The following is an 18132-nucleotide window of genomic DNA, read 5'->3' as shown; positions in this document are numbered from 1 at the left end:
TCATGCAAAACATCGTCATCCTCGCTGGCAACATCGGCCAGACCCCCGAGACCCGCACCACACAAGGCGGCACCTCGATCACGAACTTCACCCTCGCCACCTCCCGCCCGCGCTATGCCGAAGGTCGGGTCCTCCGCGACGAGAACGGCTTTCGCGTTCAGGACACCGAATGGCACCGCATCACCTGCTTCAACGGCCTCGGCAAGACGGTTCAGCAGTATTGCGAGAAAGGGATGAAGCTTCTCGTGCGCGGCCGCATCCACTACACCAAGTGGACCGATGCCGCCGGGGTCGACCGCTACGGCTGCGAGATCATCGCCGAAACTGTCGACTTCCTGAACCGGGCAAAGACGACCGACGACGAAGACGTGACCTTCATCGACGACGAGGACGTCCAGTCCTGAAAAGGCAAGACCTCGAACCCGGCGGCGCAAGTCGCCGGGTTTCGCGTCGTTGGCCATTCTATTCCGATTACATTTGGTATCATTCGGCGAAAACCTGCCGCGCGCGCAATCGATAGCTGATGCGATTCGGACCTGACAGGTCATAGTGGCGGATCACCGCAATACCGTGCCGCGACATTGGTGATCTCTGGTAAGTCAAGGGAACTACGACTAAAATAGGCGTAGTTCTGGCATGAGTGACTGGCTGGGTGGGAGGTGATCAACATGATCACCGCCCGACAATCACGGGCCGCGCGCGCTTTGCTGGGATGGACGCAGCAAACGCTTGCCGATAAGGCCCTGGTATCACTGACCGCTCTCAAAAGGCTCGAGTCTCAAAAAGGACTTCGGGTCTACGAGACGACAGACGATCAGGTGCGTCGGACGTTTGAGGCCGCCGGCATTGTTTTGTTGCGAACGGACGACGGTGAGGGCGTATTGCTTACGTCGCAGCAGGTGAAAAAGGCCAAGTCGTCGTAAAGAGTTGAGAAGACCCCCAGCCTAGGGTCTGTACAAAACGACAACTATGGGAGGGGGGTCCTTTCTGCGATCCTGCACGTACATGGCACAGACCGACACAGCATTTCTCGACGCGCCTCCGGCAAGCGAGACACTTACCGAATACGACCACGCGCATATGGTCCTCTACCTCCGCCTATTCGACGCCGCAGAGGAAGGCGCTGACTGGCGCGAGGTGGTCGAGATCCTGTTTGGCCTCGATCCGGTGAAGGCACCCGAGCGCAGCCGAAGCGTCTATGATAGTCACCTTGCGCGGGCACGCTGGATGACCGAACACGGGTATCGTGAGCTCCTCCAGGGAGGCGGCGACGGCCCAAGCGGCTGAGTCACGCCGAAACCTGCTGAAGTGAACGGGGCCAGACTCCCGAAAATCAATCAATGCGTGTAAAACCCTGAAGCTTGAGAGATGTTTTCGAACAGGATTTGTCATGCCATCGGACCGGTCCGGCTGGCGTTCCACGGCAGAGTACGACTACGTCGAAGACCTGAGTGCGTCCGATCTGGCCTGGGAATGGTTGCGCCGAAACAAGCGCTATTCAAAAGAATACGCGACCTTGTCCAAGGCCGCCACGGATTCTGCGGCCTTGAAAGCGGCGCTTCTCGACAAATGGAGGTTACGATTTCGCAGTTGATCCCACTCTGCCGGCCCCAAAGGCCTGCGTTTTTTGGGATCCTGGGATCGATCCGGCGGTCGTACTGCTGCAGAAAGTGCCAGAGACGCTGGGGGACGCGACCACGACGACGACGTTGCCCAAGGGAACCAGTATTTCTGCCGCAGACGGCCTCCATCAGCTCCTTGATGTCGGGCGCAAGCAGCGCATGCAGATCTTGCAGTCAGACCCCAACGACACCGCGCTGGCCGCGATCATACCGCTGGATCGGGACGGTTTCGCCCGGCTGGAGGCTGTCTATCAGTTGCTTGCCCGCCTGCATGGCCGAGCAGTGCCTCCCGACAAACGCCTTACGCGCCAGAAGCGCAGGCGCGCCAGGCGCATGCTCCAAGCCCATGATGGGTGGATTGAGGGAGCCTCCCAGCGCGAGATCGCCGAGGCGATCTTTCAGATGCCACGGGTCAGCCGGGACGAGTGGCAAAGCGCTTCGGAGCGCTTCGCAGTCATGGCGCTGCTTCGGGACGCGCGGAAGATGATCGATGGTGGGTATCTCACACTGCTGCGGCCCAAAAAGCTTGCGTGATATCCCGGCCTGCGGCACCCGTGGGGACCCAGCCCTTGAAGCGCTAAGCAGTCAGACCTCGCAATCTGTTTGATGCAGTCGACCCTGGTTGCACCGTTCCCTCGCAAAAATTGCGACAGCGCATGATGCTCAATGGCAGCGTTGGCAACAATCCACGAGACGTTTAGGATGCATTTAAACAAGACGAGGCCTGCCAATGGAACCCGAACCAAATCTGGTCAATTCGAGCGCTTCACAGCAGGTTGTCGTGGAAGGCGTCCCCTTCAAGGTGGACATCTACAGGCTTGAAGGCGGCGATGGGTGGTCCCTCGAAGTGGTGACTGAAGACGGAACATCCATCGTATGGGACGATCTGTTCGACGATGACAGGGCTGCATTTGAGGAAGCACTGGTGACTATCAAGAAGGAAGGCCCCGTCGCATTTGTCAGGGGTAACGAAAACGTCGTTCCATTTCGGCGATAGGAGCGCATGACCGGCGCATTGACGCACGTCAGTCCGGCATGTTCACAACAGCTACGCCCTTGATGCTGTCTCGTGCCAATTCGACCAGATGGGCGTGATGCGTGAAGAGAATTGCCTGTCCGTTCCCGCCGATCTCCGCGCAAAGCTTCAGAGCCGCCCTGGCGCGCGTATCGTCGAATGTTTCCATGATGTCATCCAGGATCATCGGCAGCGGGCCGGGTTCGCGCGCAAAGCTGCGATATCCAGCGAGGCGCAGCGCAAAGTACAATTGTCCCATCGTGCCCGTTGACATCTGTTCCACAGGCACGGTTCCGCCGTCAGGCCGGATACCGACGAGCTTTTCGCCTTCGGCCTGGGTCCAGACGTCGACGCCTGTCCAAGCGGGGGCGGTCATGGTTACAAAGGCCTCTTCGACGTCACGCAACATGCTGCTGCGCCGCTCTGCCGCAAGCCGACGCAACGCTCCACGTGCCGCAAGCACTCCGAGCCGAGCCACCGCAGCCTGACGTGCGCCGCTCCGCAATTCTTCGAGCAATGTTGCCTGTTCTGTCGCGAGGTCGCTGCGGTCGGCGGCCTCAAAGGCTTCACGGTACAAACGTTGAGCTTCGGTTTGCGCGTCGCGAGCGGCGTCGCGGGCGAGCTGTGCGTCTTGCAGCGCCTGTTCCAGCTCTGGCCCGCGTGTAGCATCAGGCATTTGGGCCAGTTCCTGGACAAAGAGATCATCATCGACGCCATCACGGGCCTTCTGACGCTCATGTTCCGTTGTTACCTTTTCCGCCCGGAGACGATCACGTTCCGCCAGCTTTGCGACACGGTCGCGCGGTGCGTGGTCTTGCCCGCCTTGCCCCTCGAAACAGACGGCCAACTCATCTTTGGCATCCTGACGCTCGGTCTCTGTGCGGCGTTTTAACTTTTCGGTTTCGTCCAGTCTCGTGGCGGCTTCGGCACGTTTTTCGTCTGCCCGCGCTGCCTGCGCTACGCGCGTTCGTGCACGGTCGACAAGTTGGATAGCGTCGATATGTGTGTCGTCCTCGGGACCATCCATGATTTGAGCCAAACGCTGCGCGCCATCTGCAAGGGCGGCAATCGCTTGCTCCAAGGCCTCGATCCGCTCCGAGAGCCCTTGATGATCGCCATGGTGCCGATACAAGCGGCGCAGGTGCGGTAAGGCCGAACGGATTGCCGGGATCGAGCGATCCGGCAAAGGAAGCGCCGCTGTCAACTGGTCGAGCTTTCCCTGCGCCATTTCGAAGTCGCTGCGGCATTTTTCTGCTTTCTTGTCCAGTTCGGCAACGGTCTTCTCGCCATCCTGCCATTTGGCCCACGCCTTGCGATCGCTCTCCTCCAGCGTCAATGCGCGTTGTACCTCATTGGGCAGGTCGCCCTGTGCAGGTTGAAGCCGGAGGGGCCGCGCCGCATCAGCCAGCGCAGTGCGAGCCGTGTCCCTTCGGGCAAGACGATCTTGCAGCGCTGTTTCAGCGTTGGACAGATCGGCAGCAGCGTCTGCCGCTGTCCGAAGAGCCTGTTGGCGCGGGCTGAAGGCGGAGGGGGGCGCGCCGTCTTCCAATCCCAGTGCATGTGCCAATCCGGAACAGCGCTCCGTCAGGCGGTCACGCTGCGCAACCAAATCGTCGTGACGGGTCTTTGCGGTTTCATGCCGGGCTTGGGCGCTGCGCACTTGCCCTTGTGCTGCCAGCAGCCGTTGCCGGGCCTCGGCCCCCGTCAGATAATGTGCACGGGCGCCGTCATCGGCGTACATTGCCGCTTCGAAATGTTCGGCTGTGTCGGTTGTCAGTTTGCCCCGATGCTGCTGCCATACGAGGTCACGCTGACGCCGGGTCTCTTCGGTCTTGACGATATCAACAGCGTCGGGTGCGTCCTCCTGCGCGGAGAGATCTGCCCGCGCCTCGGCCAATTCTGCTGTTCGGGCCTCAAGGTCTGTGCGTGCCGATGCAAGATCTGCGGTCAAGGTCGCCCATTCGCGACTGACTTCACCAAGCGTTTCCGGCGCAGGCAGACCTGCGGCAACACGGTCGTTCCAAGTACTTGGCAGGTCAGCGGTGACCTTGGTCAGGCGCGCCAATGCCTGTCCCTGGCTTGCCTCGGCGGCGGAGACATCTGCCACAGTCTTCCAGACATCGAAGGCGGCGCGCAGCGCTGTCAAATCTTGCGGTTTGGCGGGCGCTTCGCCGTGTTGGGCGCGGGCTGCTTGGACGGCCTTGTGTGCGGCGTCGGCTGAAAGACAGGCGGTCAGGCAGTCCTGCACTGCAGTCTCCAGCGCCTCAAGATCGCTTTGCCCCAATGCGATTGTGGATGCCGGCGCATCTGGTATCTGGAGAAGCCCCAGAGCCTCGGAGATCTTTTCAGCGAGTTTCTCCCGCTCTTCGCGGCGACGGTCCAGATCAGCTCGCGCAGTGCTAGCCCGTCCCATCATCGGCGCGCCGTCGATGGTCAGTTGATCAAGCCGCTTCAACTCTGCCGCCAAAGGCTGGGCCAGCGTGTCGGCCGGATGGTCTGCGATGATCTGTTCTTGTTTGGCGATCTCTTCTTCCGCTTCCTTGATCCGGATTGCCCGCGCTGCGATTTTCTCGACAAGGCCTGCAACACGCTCTGCCGCATCGGGAGTGAGATCAGGGCCGTCCGGGAAATTGGCCAGGGCCTCTGTCACCTGCGTTATCTTCCCGGTCCGGTCGTACCAGACCGCCGCAGCCTTGGACGCCGCTTGTCTTTGATAGGCCAGTCTAAGCTCGGCATCGGCAGTTTTGAACTCGGCTGATGTCCGGTCGCGATCATGACGAAGGGTGCGTTCCCGATCGGTTGTCAGACGATCAGCCCGCAATTCGCGGCCAATCTCTTTCAGGCGATCGCCGCCGGCCTTCAACGCTGTGCCCCGGCCACGTTTCTTATAGAATTGGTCGGCCCGATCTGCCAGTGAGTCCAGCGTTTGAGCCATGCCTGTCAGCCCGGAGAGGCCCGCATGCAGGAGTTGGCCAAGGTCCCCCTGCGCTCCGGCAATCCGTTCGCCGCCTTCGCGCAGACCCTTCTCGTTGAGCGAGAACCGCTCCTCATAGGTATCTCGCGTCAGGCCGTGCAATGCACCTGAAAGGATTGCCTCGTTTATCGGGCGGTCATCTGCGTCCAAAAGCGATTGGGTCCTCTTGCTGTTGCGGCGCAAGACCACAGGCCCACGCCCGGGCAGATCAAGTTCTGCCCCTACGACAAGATCACTTCGGTCAAACCGGAAGGCATAGGGATGCGCACCGCCCTTGAAACCGAAGAGCAACTCCAGAAATCCGTTGAACGTGGTGGATTTTCCCGCCTCGTTCCGGCCAAAGATCACCGTCACGTCGGGCACGCCTTTGGCTGGTTTCGGGAAAGCAATGCCTGCGTCTTTAAAACGCCCGTAGCGGATCAAGTCCAACCGGTTCAGCCTCATTTCGAGGCCCCCGCGTGCAATGTCAGTGAGACCTCGGCAATCGCTTCCTCAAGTAGCGCATCCAGACTGTCATCATCCAACTCGTCCATGATTTCCGGCGGCATAGCAAGACGCAGTTCTTCAAGCTCTTGCAGGGCGGCCTGTCGAAAGCCTTCTTCGGCCAATTCATCGCGCATCAGACGAACCAGATCATCGGTCCCGGCCGCGGTTTTACCGGGCGGCGGGGCGCATTTGACCTTGTCGAGGAACACGCCGTCAATGCTGTCCAGCACTTCTGACGCCAGTTCCGTCACAAGGTCCGCGCCGTGTTGATCTGAGGTCGCGAAAAGGCGCACCGCCGTGTCGCGGTCCGGCACTTGCACGGACAAAAATGCGTCGCGCAGATTTCGCAGAACCTCCTGTTGATCAGAACAGTCGCTCAAGTCCAACGAACATTCTGAGAAGCCAAGGCGGCCAATGGGGCGGCGTTCGAATTCCGAGGTGCCATCGCCAAAGGACACCAAGGTGACGGTGCCACCCTTGCGCTCACCAAAGTGACGCGGCTGGGGTATGCCGGGCATGATCGCCAAGACCGGTCCGTCGAGCCGCTCAAATGGTGCATGAATGTGCCCGAGACACCAGAGGTCGAAGCCATGCGCCATCAGGTCTCGTTCGGAGCATGGCGCATAAGGATCATGACCGGGCGCGCCGTCGAGCGATGTATGCATCAGCCCGACGTTGCGCTTGTCCTGCACCGGCTGCGGATAGTCGGGCAGGAAGCTCTTTGCCACATGCGCCGCATCGAATGACAGACCATGGAAAGCAGTATCGCCGATTTCGACCGTGGGTGCGCCTTTGTGCAGCAGGTGGATGTTCGGCCCCAAGTCTCCATGCGCCTTGTGATCCAACAGCGCATCGTGGTTTCCCCGGATAAGCACAGTAGGCACACCCGCCTCTGAAGCGCGCGCCAACTGGGCAACCAGGAAGGCCCGGGATTTCAGGTCCGGGTAACCGTTGTCAAAGATGTCGCCCGCCAGAACCAATGCATCAACCTGTTCCGAAATCGCCATATCGACGATATTGGCAAAGGTGTCTCGGCTGGCCTGCTTCAAGCGATCCCCCAGGTCAGGATTGCGCAGTGCTACAGATCGGATAGGTGATCCGAGATGAGTGTCAGCTGAAACGAGTAGACGCATTTTGTTCCGTCCGTATCCCGCGAATGCCGCGGTTGTTTAATTCAGAATTGTAATTTGGCAGTAACGCTCTTCAATGTCCCTGTTAATTGATGATGTGTATGATGTTTCGATCAAGACTGAACGTTCTTCAGCTGCCCCGAAGCGAGAATTTCCACCACTCGCAGCGCCTCGCTAGCAGCGAGACTGATATCTTCGCTGTCTGGCAACATATCGAAACCTGTATGATGGCTAAAGTGGTTGATCAGCACGCTTTTTATTTCAATCTCATATTGTTCGATCAAATACCGCAGAAATCCGTCAAAGTCCGTCAGATCTGGGCGACAAAACTTCCACATTCCCTCGACTACGGAACGGATAGCGTTGGGAGTTGTGTGGTCAGGTGCAATCGTCTTATTCGCGACTTCCGCAACATGTTTCAGTTGTAACAGGTGAGGCGTGGCGAAGGATTTCTGGCTAACAAGGCGGTGCGCTGTTGCTCCCGCTACCAGCTGGAATAGCCCTGACTTGCTCACAACATTGTTCGTGCTGACCACGTTGAAAAAGTAGTTGTTGTGGGTGAGGATCAACATTTTTGGGCGATGAACGTCTGAATTCAGATTGAACTGAATTTCGCCATCCTTGTTGATACGAAGCAACTTCAACGCCTGAATGATCGAGTAGACGAAGTCGAACGACATCGATGTTACTGGATCATCAAAAACAAAGTACACTTTCTCATAGTCTTCGTTCGATGCTACGCGCAAATGCGTCTGTGCAATGAAGTAGCAAAAGGCCAAAGCCGCCTTTTCCCCGTCGCTGAGTGTTCGGTCGCTGCCTCGGCGTATTTCCATGTCTTTTCGGTGCACTTTAAAGCTCTCGGCATCAAAGGTGTATCGATCCCCAAAAAACCTCCCGAGCAGAAGGGAAAAGGTCTCAACGACCCGGTCACGTGCTTGCGCCCTATCGCCATGGCTCTTTCTGATTTCTGCGACTTCAGCAGAAAGCCGAGCAATGTCAGCCGTAAAAGCTCGAATTTCGTCGATCTTGTCCTTATTGTCGCCGAAGAACGTTATCTCAAAAGCCTTGCAGGACTTGTTCTGGATCGATTTCCGTTCTTCGTCAGAGTTCTCCACCAATTTATTGAGTGCGTCGATCAGTTCATTGGCCTCGAAGACGAGGCTGGATATCGAGGCCTGGGTCTTATTCCAGGCTATGTCCGGCATCGGCAGAACGCTGGACAAGGAATTCAGTTTTTCGCGCAGTGACGATTGAAGCGAAGCAACGTCACTTTTCAGGCCCTGAACAATTTTTGATGGATCGGGCACCACGGAGCTGGAACAAGAAGGAAAATATGTCTTGAGCACATCATATCGGCGTGCGTTCTGAAGATACCGCGATAACCAAGTATCCAGACCGAGAACAACACTGTCTAAGTTTGAAATCATGCGGTTGATGCGCTTGATTTCCTGCGCCTCTTTATCGTCAAAGTACTTGGCGTAGGCATCGACAGCAGTCATGGCCACATCGCCCATGTCTTGGGTACAAAAAGGGCAATTGTCTGGTGCAGCACGATGCTTATGTAAGCCAGCCTCAAAGAAACTGGGGTCGGACGCAATCTTGTCCCGGAATGTTCTGGCAACGCTGGAAGGTGAAGTGACAGCTTGCAGGGCTGAGGCTATTGAGTTCATATCAATAACGAATTCCGGCGCTGCAAAGGGGACGGGTTGATCTGTCTCCTGAGGAATGGATTTGAATAATTCGTACTGCTTCAGCAGTTTGTCCAAAGTCTCTGCCGAACCATCAGGCGCGTAAGTTTGATCCTGGAAGTAGATGTCTGTCGTCAGCGCTTTGAAGGCGCCGAGCGATGCCCGAATACCGAATTTCTTCTGGTGCAAGTTCTTTCCGATGACATACTCTGCATCTAGATCTGATCGCGCTTCTTTCAGCTTCGCCGCCGTTTCGTCCAGAAGTTTTTGCTTTTCATCAAGTTCGGCGTTGTCTTTGCCGACGACGATTTCGTGGGTAATGTTGCCGTCCAAACTCTCAAGTTTGTTTCTAAGATTCTCGTCAACATAGTCTTCGGAAAACACATGAAAGATATAGGAAGGTTCTAAAATAGAAGTCGTTTTTGTCGAGGTGTTCAGCTCAATTCTTCCGATGCAATTTTCGTCCTCGTAAAGTGCAAACGAACCGACCCCATCTGACTCCTCTGACACCAGCAAATCGGGTATCTCCACTGTGTCCATTTCAGACAGTGCGGCCTTGTCAAGCATCCTCAGAGACCTTGCAATAAAGGACTTTCCAGTACCATTTCGTGCAAAAATGAGATTACGTTTTTCTTCCGAAAGCGCCGCATCGATACTCATTATCGGGCCGATGCTCTGAGCTGTGATCTTCAGCTTTGGCTTGTTTTGCTTGGTGGTGTTCATTGGACTCATTACAGCTTCAGTCAAGAAATTTCGATCAGTCTGTCAGTCCTGTCGATCAATTGGAAACAGAATTGTCCTCAAAACGCCTCGGTCGACGTTGCAGCGTCGGCAAACAGTGCCGCTCATTGGCAAATTGCACGTAAGCTGCTCCCCATTTGTTGGGCAGCATCAGCCAATGCATGGTTCATCGATTGCGAACTCGTAAGCACCGAACTACGGGGCCGCAAGTTCGCTTCCCGTCCTCATTGATTACACTAAGGCCTTCGCCATCACGAAGCATGGGCACTACAAGGGACTTCGCTCTTTCTACGTGACCTGAAACCGTCATTGAAGCGTCACGGTGTGCGTTTTCCGCTCGCCGATTTTCGCACTCAACCCCGCCCAGCATTCTTCGCCATCGTGGCCCCAATCAGCCGCCAATATCCGGCGGCCTCGCAGACCCCACGGAGGCCCTTCATGCAACACGATCACGCCCCCCTTCCACCCCGCTATCTGCGCACCAAAGAAGCCGCGCAGTTCCTCAGCCTGTCCGCCCGGACTCTTGAGAAACACCGCACCTACGGCACCGGCCCTGCCTATCACAAGCTCGGTGGGCGCGTTGTCTATTCAATCGAAGACCTGGAGGCTTGGGTGAAACTCGGTTCCGTCACCTCGACGACCGACCCACGCGGTGGTCAGGTCTTGCCAGCCAAGCGCCATGTGTTCACCGCAGTCCCGCCTGCGGGCCGGGCCTTTCGCTGAACTGGTCGAGGCGCGTCCGATGTCAAAAACCCCTACCGAACGCGGCCAGCTCGATCTTTTCCATGCGTTGCCGGGTGAATTCGCACCGCGTGACGCGCAAGACCTCATGGCCTATCCGTTCTTTTCGCTCGCAAAGAGCCGTCGCATCCGACCCATCGAATTTGCCTCTGGAAATGTCGAAATCCGTGTCGAGGCGGTGCCAGACCATGGCATGGCCACGATCTGGGATGCCGATATCCTGATCTGGGCCGCGAGCCAGATCGTCGAGGCTCGCGACGCCGGTCTCAGAACATCACGCCTGATGGCAGCGACGCCTTACCAAATCCTCACTTTCATCGGTCGCGGCACCTCCGTGCGCGATTATCACCGGCTGAAGGCTGCACTTGACCGGTTGCAATCCACGACAATCTGTACATCGATCCGCCAACCCGTTGAGGGGCGGCGGCACCGGTTTTCTTGGATCAACGAATGGCAAGAGCGCTCCGATGCACTGGGCCGACCCGATGGAATCGAACTCATCGTCCCAGACTGGTTCTATCAAGCGGTGCTGGACGACACGCTGATCCTCACCATCGACCCTGACTATTTCGACCTGACTGGTGGCTTGGATCGTTGGCTCTATCGCCTCGTGCGTAAGCACGGCGGTCGCCAGCGCGCAGGATGGCGGTTCGAATTTCACCATTTGCACCTCAAATCCGGCAGCCTCTCGCCGTTCAAGCGGTTTGCTTTTGATCTGCGCGAGATCATCCGCCGCCAGCCTTTGCCAGGATATCGCCTTGCGCTTGAGATTGAACCGCAAGGGCGCCACTTGCTCGCGTTTGAGCCCTGTGGACAACCTGTGAATGGCCTCGTGCTATCGGGAACCTACGGTATCGTGCCATCAGGAACCGGACCCTCGTGCTATCGGGAACCCGAACGAGCCTTAACTTCTTCTGGCAGCGACAGAAATTGCGCCCTTAACTTAGAATCCAACAAAGATTCTAACTCTTGTAGTGCCCGGCACGCTGGGGAAAACCCAAATCTGGCTCGTTCCAGGCCTCCGAATACCGGGCGAGATGGGAGCACGCAGGATCTGCCGATCGGTCCGACTGGCGAGGCCACGCCATGACCGTGCAGGGTTCCTCAAAACGCGCAGCGAATACGCGACCCGATGGGTTCGACACCGATCTGACGTCCGTTGAACTGACCTGGAAGGAGGGCCGGGTCGAGCAATGGGTCCGCTTCGGCAAGCCGACCTGTGAACACCGGATTGATCAGCATCGCCGCCGGTTTGGCTTCGCGCCAGGCTCGGTCTTCGGGGTCAATCGCTGGGCCTCGAATGACTTCGGGACGGTCCTGTCGCGGTTTGACATTCTGTGCGCGGCCCGTGCCGGAGAGACCATCCAGACGCTGCCCTTTCTGCGTCCCGGCGGTGCGCTTCTGCTCTCAACCCATGGCTGGCCTAAGGTCGAGCGCGTGCTCCAAACAATCGACGCCATCGAAGCCCTTGGAATCGACCCTGCCGATGTTGCCCCCGACTATTGGCGACATGTCCACAATCGTCTGGCCGCGAGACAAGAGGCTCACGTCTATACGCGGCTGCAGCATCGGGCCTGGCTTAAGCGGCGGAGCCTCGGGCAATGAACAGGCGGGGCAAAATCGTCTGGGCCATGGCCGTCGCCGCTGCACTGGTTGTCGTGCCGTCGTTCGTTCCTTGGCCGCCGCGGCTCCTTTGGAATGCCAGCGCGAGCGTGCCGATCGGGCTCTACCTTCTGCGTCCGGCCGACCAGGTCGCCGTCGGCGACTTGGTTGCCGTTCAGCCACCATCGGAGCTTTCTGATTTCCTGGACGAGCGCGGCTACCTGCCGAGGTATGTGCCGCTGCTCAAGCATGTCGAGGCGCTCCCAGGTTCCATAATCTGCCGTGCTGGAAACACTATCATCGTCGATCAAAGCATCGTTGGGTTTGCCCATTTTCTGGACAGTCTCGGCCGTCGTCTTCCGCGCTGGGAGGGATGCCGACACCTCACCGACGGCGAGATCTTTCTCATGAACCCGGAAGCGCCTGACAGCCTCGACGGGCGGTATTTTGGTCCCTTGCCGAGCACCGCGATCACCGCACGGCTGGTGCCCCTCTGGGTTCATCCCGGCACCGCCCAGAGCAGAGCCATGACCGCCAATTTCCCAAACCACCACAACAGCAAGGAGTCATTCCATGCCCCAGATCGGTGAATTCACCCGCACAAAATCCGGCTTTGCCGGACATATTCGAACGCTGACGCTCGACCTCGACGTCACCCTAAGCCAAGCCGACAAGACCAAAGTGGAGAACGGACCGGACTACCGCCTGTTTCACGGTGACGGTGAGATGGCGCGCGAAATCGGCGCGGCCTGGACGCGCACGGGCGAGAAGGCCGGTGAATACCTTTCGGTTCTGATCGACGACCCTATGCTCGCGCAGCCGATCCGCGCCAACCTCTTCCGGAATGGCGAGGCATCGGTCTGGGCATTGCAGTGGAGCCGTCCGCCAAAGCGCAACGGGAAGGATTAACCCATGCGCCGGTCCCGATCCCGCAGTGACATTCTGGTGACGGTGCTGATGCCGGGCGCAACACGTCGCGTTGCCATTCTCCTTCTCTCTGGCTTCGCCGCTATGCTTCCTCCGAACGGAGTCGTGTTCGCAGAAACCGCGCTTCCGGCACTCGCTGTAGTACACGATTCCCATGCCGCTGCCGTCGCTGAAGCCTCGGTACGCTTCGCCATTCCGGAACACTGGATCCGCGCCGTGATGCGCGTCGAAAGCGCTGGCAATCCGCTGGCCATATCGCGGGCGGGGGCCATGGGGCTCATGCAGGTGATGCCGGGGACCTGGGCGGAGTTGCGACAGCACCACGGTCTGGGATCCGATCCCCTCGAGCCGCGCGACAACATCCTTGCAGGCACCGCCTATCTGCGCGTCATGCTTGATCGCTACGGCACGGTTGGTGCCATGCTTGCCGCCTACAACGCGGGACCGGGGCGATATGACGATTTCCTGTCAACAGGACGTCCACTGCCTGCCGAAACCCGCGCCTATGTCGCGACCCTGGCGCCACTTCTTGACCGTGACGGGGCACTTCCGCACCCATCGGTTGCTAACGATTGGCGCGAAGCTGCACTCTTTACGGACAGATCAGCTGCAAGCGAACTGCAGTCTGAGAGCGAACCGACGACAGCGCGCCCGACTCTCGACGATCCTGCGCCAACGCCCGCATCAGAGCTTTTCGTCGCGCGGCAAGGCGAGGGCAGTCAGCCATGAGATTTATCGCTCCCATGCGTGTTCTGGCGTGCTTCCGGATGATCTGGGCGGAAGGGCGTGCCTGGAGGAAGGGCGGGAAGAGAAAAGGGCGAGATAAAAGCGCATGCCACGAATGCCGCAAGTCCCTGAAGGAACTGGCGTTTTCGCGTGCATACGGGTCGGTCGTGTGCAGGAATTCTAGTTTTCTGAAGCGATTTCAATGGTCCAGCATGCACAGTGTTGATTTGTCTTTCGAAGGAAGCGTGTTGTGAGCGAGATCGAACGCGACTTCCGGATCCGACCAGGCAAGCCTCGAAACACTCGTGTGCCCCGCACGAAAGGCTTCATTGGTCAGGTGCTGCGCGCTGCTCAGAAGGCGGGCCACACGTCGCCATCTCGCACGAGCCGTGGGCCTGGCCGCTCGACCTTCGGACGCGGACAAAACCGATTTGGGCGCAGCCGACTTTTTTCGCCAACCCGCCGCGTGGTCGTGAAGGCAAGGATTGCGCGTAACAAGGGCCGTGCTTATCGCGCCGCCCCGCTCAAAACCCATCTTGCTTATCTGCGTCGCGAGGGCGTCAGTCGCGAGGGCGAGAAGGGACTGCTCTTCGATGCCGAGACCGACAATCTCGAGGGGTCAGACTTTGCAGAGCGCTGCGAAGAGGACCGCCACCATTTCCGGTTCATCATTTCGCCCGAGGATGCAGCCGAGATGGAAGACCTGCGCGGTTTCACCCGGGATGTCGCACGACGGATGGAAACCGATCTCGGTACGCGGCTGGATTGGGTCGCGGTGGATCACTGGAATACCGACAATCCGCACGTGCATCTGATCGTCCGGGGCGTCGATGATCGCGGTGGCGATCTGGTCATCGCGCGTGACTACATCAGCAGCGGACTACGGTCCCGCGCCGAGGATCTGGTCGCGCTCGAACTCGGCCCCAAGCCTGAACACGAGATCCGACATGCGCTCGAACAAGAGGTCACTGCGGAACGCTGGACCAGCCTCGACCGCGAAATCCGTTATCGCGCCGACGACCTCGGACTGATCGACCTGCGCCCCGAGACGCGCGGCCCCGCGGATCCCCAGATCAGGCGATTGATGATCGGCCGCTTGCAGCACCTGAAAAAGCTTGGCCTCGCCTCGGAGGGCCGCCCCGGCGAATGGGTACTTGGTCTCGAGGCAGAGCGCACCCTGCGCGATCTCGGCGAGCGCGGCGACATCATAAAGACCCTGCACCGCATCTTCGCTGCGAAGGGACAGGACCGTGGCTTCGCAGATTTCGTCGTCGACCACGGCGGGGCGGGTGACCCGATCATCGGGCGGCTGGTCGCCACCGGGCTGCATGACGAGCAGACTGGTAGGGCCTATGCCGTAATCGACGGCACCGATGGGCGCGCCCATCATGTCCGTTTCCGCGGGCTGGATGCTTTCGAGCATGCGCCGCATCTGGGTGGCATCGTCGAAATCCGCCGCTTCGGTGGACCAGACGACCCACGGCCCACTCTTGTTCTCGCCACACGGTCAGATCTCGATCTGCAAAGCCAGATCGCCGCGCCCGGCGCGACCTGGCTTGACCATCGGCTGGTCGAGCGGGCTCAGATGCCGCTCGCCAAGGGTGGTTTTGGGAGCGAAATCCGTAACGCGCTTGAGGCCCGCACCGAACACTTGGCCCGCGAGGGTCTAGCCGACCGACAGGGGCAACGAATTCTCCTGCAGCGCAATCTGCTCGCCACCCTCCGGCAGCGCGAGCTCAATAAAGTGGGTGAGAAGCTCTCGACCGAGACCGGTTTGCCGCACCGACCCTCGGCGGCGGGCGAACATGTCTCCGGCACCTACAGCCGCCAGCTGCGCCTGTCCTCTGGTCGCTACGCAATGATCGAAGGGATCAGCCCCGACGGTGGCCGCAGTTTCCAACTTGTCCCCTGGTCCCGCGAGATCGAACCGCGATTTGGCCAGCGGGTCGCGGGGGTCGCGCGCAGTGGAGGCGGCATCGACTGGAGCCTGGGTCGAAAACGCGGGCTCAACATATGATGAAAGGACCCTGATCATGACCGCCACGAAAATCCTCTGGGGCCAGATTCTGGTCGTCTTCCTGATCGTGCTCACGACAACGTGGAGCGCGACCCAATGGGTGGCGTGGCGATTGGGGTTTCAGGCTCAACTTGGTAACCCATGGTTTGAGGCCTTCAGCGTGCCGATCTATCCGCCGCCTGCTTTCTTCTGGTGGTGGTACTTCTACGACGCCTATGCCCGCACCGTGTTCTGGGAGGGCGGAGCCATCGCAGCGTCCGGTGGTTTCATCTCCATCGCTGTCGCCATCACCATGTCGGTCTTGCGCGCCCGGGAGGCCGCCGATGTCGACACCTACGGCTCAGCCCGCTGGGCGACACGCACGGAGGTCGAGGCCGCTGGGCTGCTCGGTTCCGATGGCGTCGTTCTAGGCAAGATGGACCAGGTCTATCTTCGCCATGACGGCCCGGAACATGTCCTTTGCTTTGCACCTACCCGATCTGGCAAAGGTGTCGGGCTGGTGATCCCGACGCTTCTGACTTGGCCGGGCTCCGCCATCGTCCACGACATCAAGGGCGAGAACTGGGACCTGACGGCGGGCTTCCGCGCGAAACATGGCCGAGTGCTTCGTTTTGACCCGACCAGCATGACCTCCGCCGCCTACAATCCGTTGCTCGAAGTGCGTCGCGGCGAATGGGAGGTGCGCGACGTGCAGAACGTGGCCGACGTCTTGGTTGATCCGGAGGGATCGCTGGAGAAACGCAACCACTGGGAAAAGACCTCGCATTCGCTCCTAGTGGGCGCGATCCTTCATGTGCTTTACGCGGAGCGGGACAAGACACTAGCTGGGGTGGCCGCCTTCCTCTCAGATCCTCTCCGCCCGATCGAGGAGACGCTGGAAGCGATGATGGTGACCCGCCATCTAGGCGAGTCTGGGCCGCATCCGGTCATCGCCTCGACTGCAAGGGAACTGTTGAACAAGTCTGATAACGAACGCTCGGGCGTGCTTTCGACAGCCATGTCCTTTCTTGGGCTCTATCGCGACCCGGTCGTCGCCCATGTGACCCACCGCTGCGACTGGCGGATTTCCGACCTGATCGGCGGCGATCAACCCTCGACGCTTTACCTCGTAGTGCCACCCTCGGACATCTCACGCACCAAGCCGCTGATCCGACTGGTGTTGAACCAGATCGGCCGCCGCCTGATGGAGGATTTGAATAATACAAAACGACGTCACCGCATTCTGATGATGCTCGATGAGTTCCCGGCCCTTGGGCGGCTCGACTTCTTCGAAAGCGCATTGGCCTTCATGGCGGGCTACGGAATCAAAAGTTTCCTGATTGCTCAATCTCTGAACCAGATTGAGAAGGCCTATGGCCAGAACAATGCCATCCTCGACAACTGCCATGTCCGGGTGAGCTTTGCGACCAATGACGAACGCACCGCCAAGCGGGTTTCAGACGCTCTCGGCACGGCGACCGAGATGAAAGCAATGCGGAATTATGCTGGCCACCGATTGGCACCTTGGCTCGGCCATTTGATGGTGTCCCGCTCCGAGACCGCCCGCCAGCTCTTGACCCCTGGTGAGATTATGCAACTTCCGCCCGACGATGAGATCGTCATGGTGGCAGGCTCACCACCGATCCGGGCGAAAAAGGCGCGGTATTTCGAGGATCGACGGTTCGCGGAGCGCGTGCTGAGGCCACCAGAGTCGGAGAAAACTGAACCTATTCCGAGAAATGATCCTTGGTCTTCATTGGCACCTGCAGCTTCTGGAGATCCGGAGTTGGCTACTGACACAAAGCCCGATGATGACGAAGCCAATGCGGGACTGCGCCGCGAGCCGGAATTGCCTGATCATGTTGCGATTGCGCCAGAGGCCCCGCTAGAGCCAGCACGCGAGTTCGAAATGATGCTGGACGATGAGCCTGAGGAAGCAGTCCGACAACGACAGGCACTACGCCGACAAATGGGACAGGTGGCCCGACAAGCTTCGCTCGACCGTAATGATGGCATCGATCTTTGAGGGCTGACCTATGCGTGACCGTCTCAACCTGTCTCTGCCAGCCGCCCTGATCGGACGCATCAACGATTTGGCCGACCGGAAACGGTTGACTCGGTCTGCGGTCGTCGAGGCGGCGGTCGAGTCTTTTCTATCTCCGGATCACGCCGATATGCAGGAGGCCGCGCTTGGCAGAAGGCTGGACCGCCTATCGCGCCAGATTGCGCGGCTCGAAAGAGACCAGCGGATCACAACCGAGACGCTGGCACTGTTCGTGCGGTTCTGGCTCACTATCACGCCGCCCATATCGGCTGAAGAACAGGCGTCCGCCCAAGCCAAAGGCCGCGAGCGGTTCGATGGGTTCGTCGAGACGTTGGGCAAACGGCTGCAGAAAGGCAGGGGATTTTTGGACGAAATTCCTAATGACAAATAGCCAATAGGTTTCGCTTCCCAATGTAACGGCTTCCCAACTACTCTTATCG

Annotated in this window: 18 protein-coding genes; 15 read left to right on the top strand and 3 right to left on the bottom strand. The window is 59.0% G+C overall.

Going from position 1 to position 18132, the window contains the following annotated elements; all coding sequences use genetic code 11:
* Nucleotides 1-2: 2 nt before the first annotated feature.
* From ABJZ52_RS12880 to ABJZ52_RS12855, 6 genes are all read left to right on the top strand, one after another.
* Nucleotides 3-404, top strand: coding sequence for a single-stranded DNA-binding protein (locus tag ABJZ52_RS12880; protein ID WP_348487793.1), 402 nt, complete (start codon nt 3-5; stop codon nt 402-404).
* Between the two features lie 264 nt (nt 405-668).
* Entirely contained in the window at nt 669-923 is a 255-nt protein-coding gene (locus ABJZ52_RS12875) for a hypothetical protein (RefSeq protein WP_348487792.1), read from the top strand.
* 82 nt (nt 924-1005) lie between these two features.
* Nucleotides 1006-1287, top strand: coding sequence for a DUF2285 domain-containing protein (locus ABJZ52_RS12870; RefSeq protein WP_348487791.1), 282 nt, complete (start codon nt 1006-1008; stop codon nt 1285-1287).
* A 103-nt stretch (nt 1288-1390) separates the two neighbouring features.
* Nucleotides 1391-1594 (top strand): DUF6499 domain-containing protein, encoded by a 204-nt coding sequence (locus ABJZ52_RS12865; protein ID WP_348487790.1) that lies wholly within the window; start codon nt 1391-1393, stop codon nt 1592-1594.
* Nucleotides 1595-1670: 76 nt separating this feature from the next.
* Entirely contained in the window at nt 1671-2156 is a 486-nt protein-coding gene (locus ABJZ52_RS12860; RefSeq protein WP_348487789.1) for a DUF2285 domain-containing protein, read from the top strand.
* Between the two features lie 196 nt (nt 2157-2352).
* Nucleotides 2353-2619: a hypothetical protein gene (locus tag ABJZ52_RS12855; protein WP_348487788.1), complete on the top strand. Its 267-nt coding sequence runs from the start codon at nt 2353-2355 to the stop codon at nt 2617-2619.
* Nucleotides 2620-2647: 28 nt separating this feature from the next.
* Here ABJZ52_RS12855 and ABJZ52_RS12850 read toward each other — a convergent pair whose 3' ends face one another.
* The 3 genes from ABJZ52_RS12850 to ABJZ52_RS12840 all read right to left on the bottom strand — a co-directional run bounded on the left by ABJZ52_RS12850 (nt 2648) and on the right by ABJZ52_RS12840 (nt 9638).
* Nucleotides 2648-6055, bottom strand: a complete 3408-nt coding sequence (locus tag ABJZ52_RS12850; protein ID WP_348487787.1) for an AAA family ATPase — start codon at nt 6053-6055, stop codon at nt 2648-2650.
* Entirely contained in the window at nt 6052-7230 is a 1179-nt protein-coding gene (locus tag ABJZ52_RS12845; RefSeq protein ID WP_348487786.1) for a DNA repair exonuclease, read from the bottom strand. Before ABJZ52_RS12845 ends, ABJZ52_RS12850 begins: the two co-directional genes overlap by 4 nt.
* Before the next feature lie 110 nt (nt 7231-7340).
* The gene (locus tag ABJZ52_RS12840) at nt 7341-9638 is read right to left on the bottom strand and encodes an AAA family ATPase (RefSeq protein ID WP_348487785.1); all 2298 of its coding nucleotides are present in this window, start codon (nt 9636-9638) and stop codon (nt 7341-7343) included.
* A gap of 456 nt (nt 9639-10094) precedes the next feature.
* On the opposite strand from ABJZ52_RS12840, the gene ABJZ52_RS12835 reads away from it, so the two are divergent.
* The 9 genes from ABJZ52_RS12835 (at nt 10095) to ABJZ52_RS12795 (ending at nt 18083) form a co-directional block, all read left to right on the top strand.
* Nucleotides 10095-10379: a helix-turn-helix domain-containing protein gene (locus ABJZ52_RS12835; protein ID WP_348487784.1), complete on the top strand. Its 285-nt coding sequence runs from the start codon at nt 10095-10097 to the stop codon at nt 10377-10379.
* Between the two features lie 19 nt (nt 10380-10398).
* Entirely contained in the window at nt 10399-11487 is a 1089-nt protein-coding gene (locus ABJZ52_RS12830) for a replication initiator protein A (protein ID WP_348487783.1), read from the top strand.
* Complete coding sequence (locus ABJZ52_RS12825) at nt 11484-12002, top strand: DUF2840 domain-containing protein (protein ID WP_348487782.1); 519 nt, start codon at nt 11484-11486, stop codon at nt 12000-12002. The genes ABJZ52_RS12830 and ABJZ52_RS12825 overlap by 4 nt, the downstream gene beginning before the upstream one ends.
* Entirely contained in the window at nt 11999-12589 is a 591-nt protein-coding gene (locus ABJZ52_RS12820) for a S26 family signal peptidase (RefSeq protein ID WP_348487781.1), read from the top strand. Before ABJZ52_RS12825 ends, ABJZ52_RS12820 begins: the two co-directional genes overlap by 4 nt.
* Nucleotides 12573-12908: a DUF736 domain-containing protein gene (locus ABJZ52_RS12815; protein WP_348487780.1), complete on the top strand. Its 336-nt coding sequence runs from the start codon at nt 12573-12575 to the stop codon at nt 12906-12908. The genes ABJZ52_RS12820 and ABJZ52_RS12815 overlap by 17 nt, the downstream gene beginning before the upstream one ends.
* 3 nt (nt 12909-12911) lie before the next feature.
* Nucleotides 12912-13655, top strand: coding sequence for a lytic transglycosylase domain-containing protein (locus tag ABJZ52_RS12810; RefSeq protein WP_348487779.1), 744 nt, complete (start codon nt 12912-12914; stop codon nt 13653-13655).
* A 247-nt stretch (nt 13656-13902) separates the two neighbouring features.
* Nucleotides 13903-15669 (top strand): DUF3363 domain-containing protein, encoded by a 1767-nt coding sequence (locus tag ABJZ52_RS12805; protein ID WP_348487778.1) that lies wholly within the window; start codon nt 13903-13905, stop codon nt 15667-15669.
* A gap of 16 nt (nt 15670-15685) precedes the next feature.
* Entirely contained in the window at nt 15686-17674 is a 1989-nt protein-coding gene (locus ABJZ52_RS12800; protein ID WP_348487777.1) for a conjugal transfer protein TraG, read from the top strand.
* Between the two features lie 10 nt (nt 17675-17684).
* Nucleotides 17685-18083: a CopG family transcriptional regulator gene (locus ABJZ52_RS12795; protein WP_348487776.1), complete on the top strand. Its 399-nt coding sequence runs from the start codon at nt 17685-17687 to the stop codon at nt 18081-18083.
* The last annotated feature ends 49 nt before the right edge of the window (nt 18084-18132 follow it).

The sequence above is a fragment of the Roseibium sp. genome (assembly GCF_039982295.1).
Classification (GTDB): domain Bacteria; phylum Pseudomonadota; class Alphaproteobacteria; order Rhizobiales; family Stappiaceae; genus Roseibium.
The sequence above is the reverse complement of the archived record's forward strand: the minus strand, read 5'-3'. Positions and strand labels throughout refer to the sequence as shown.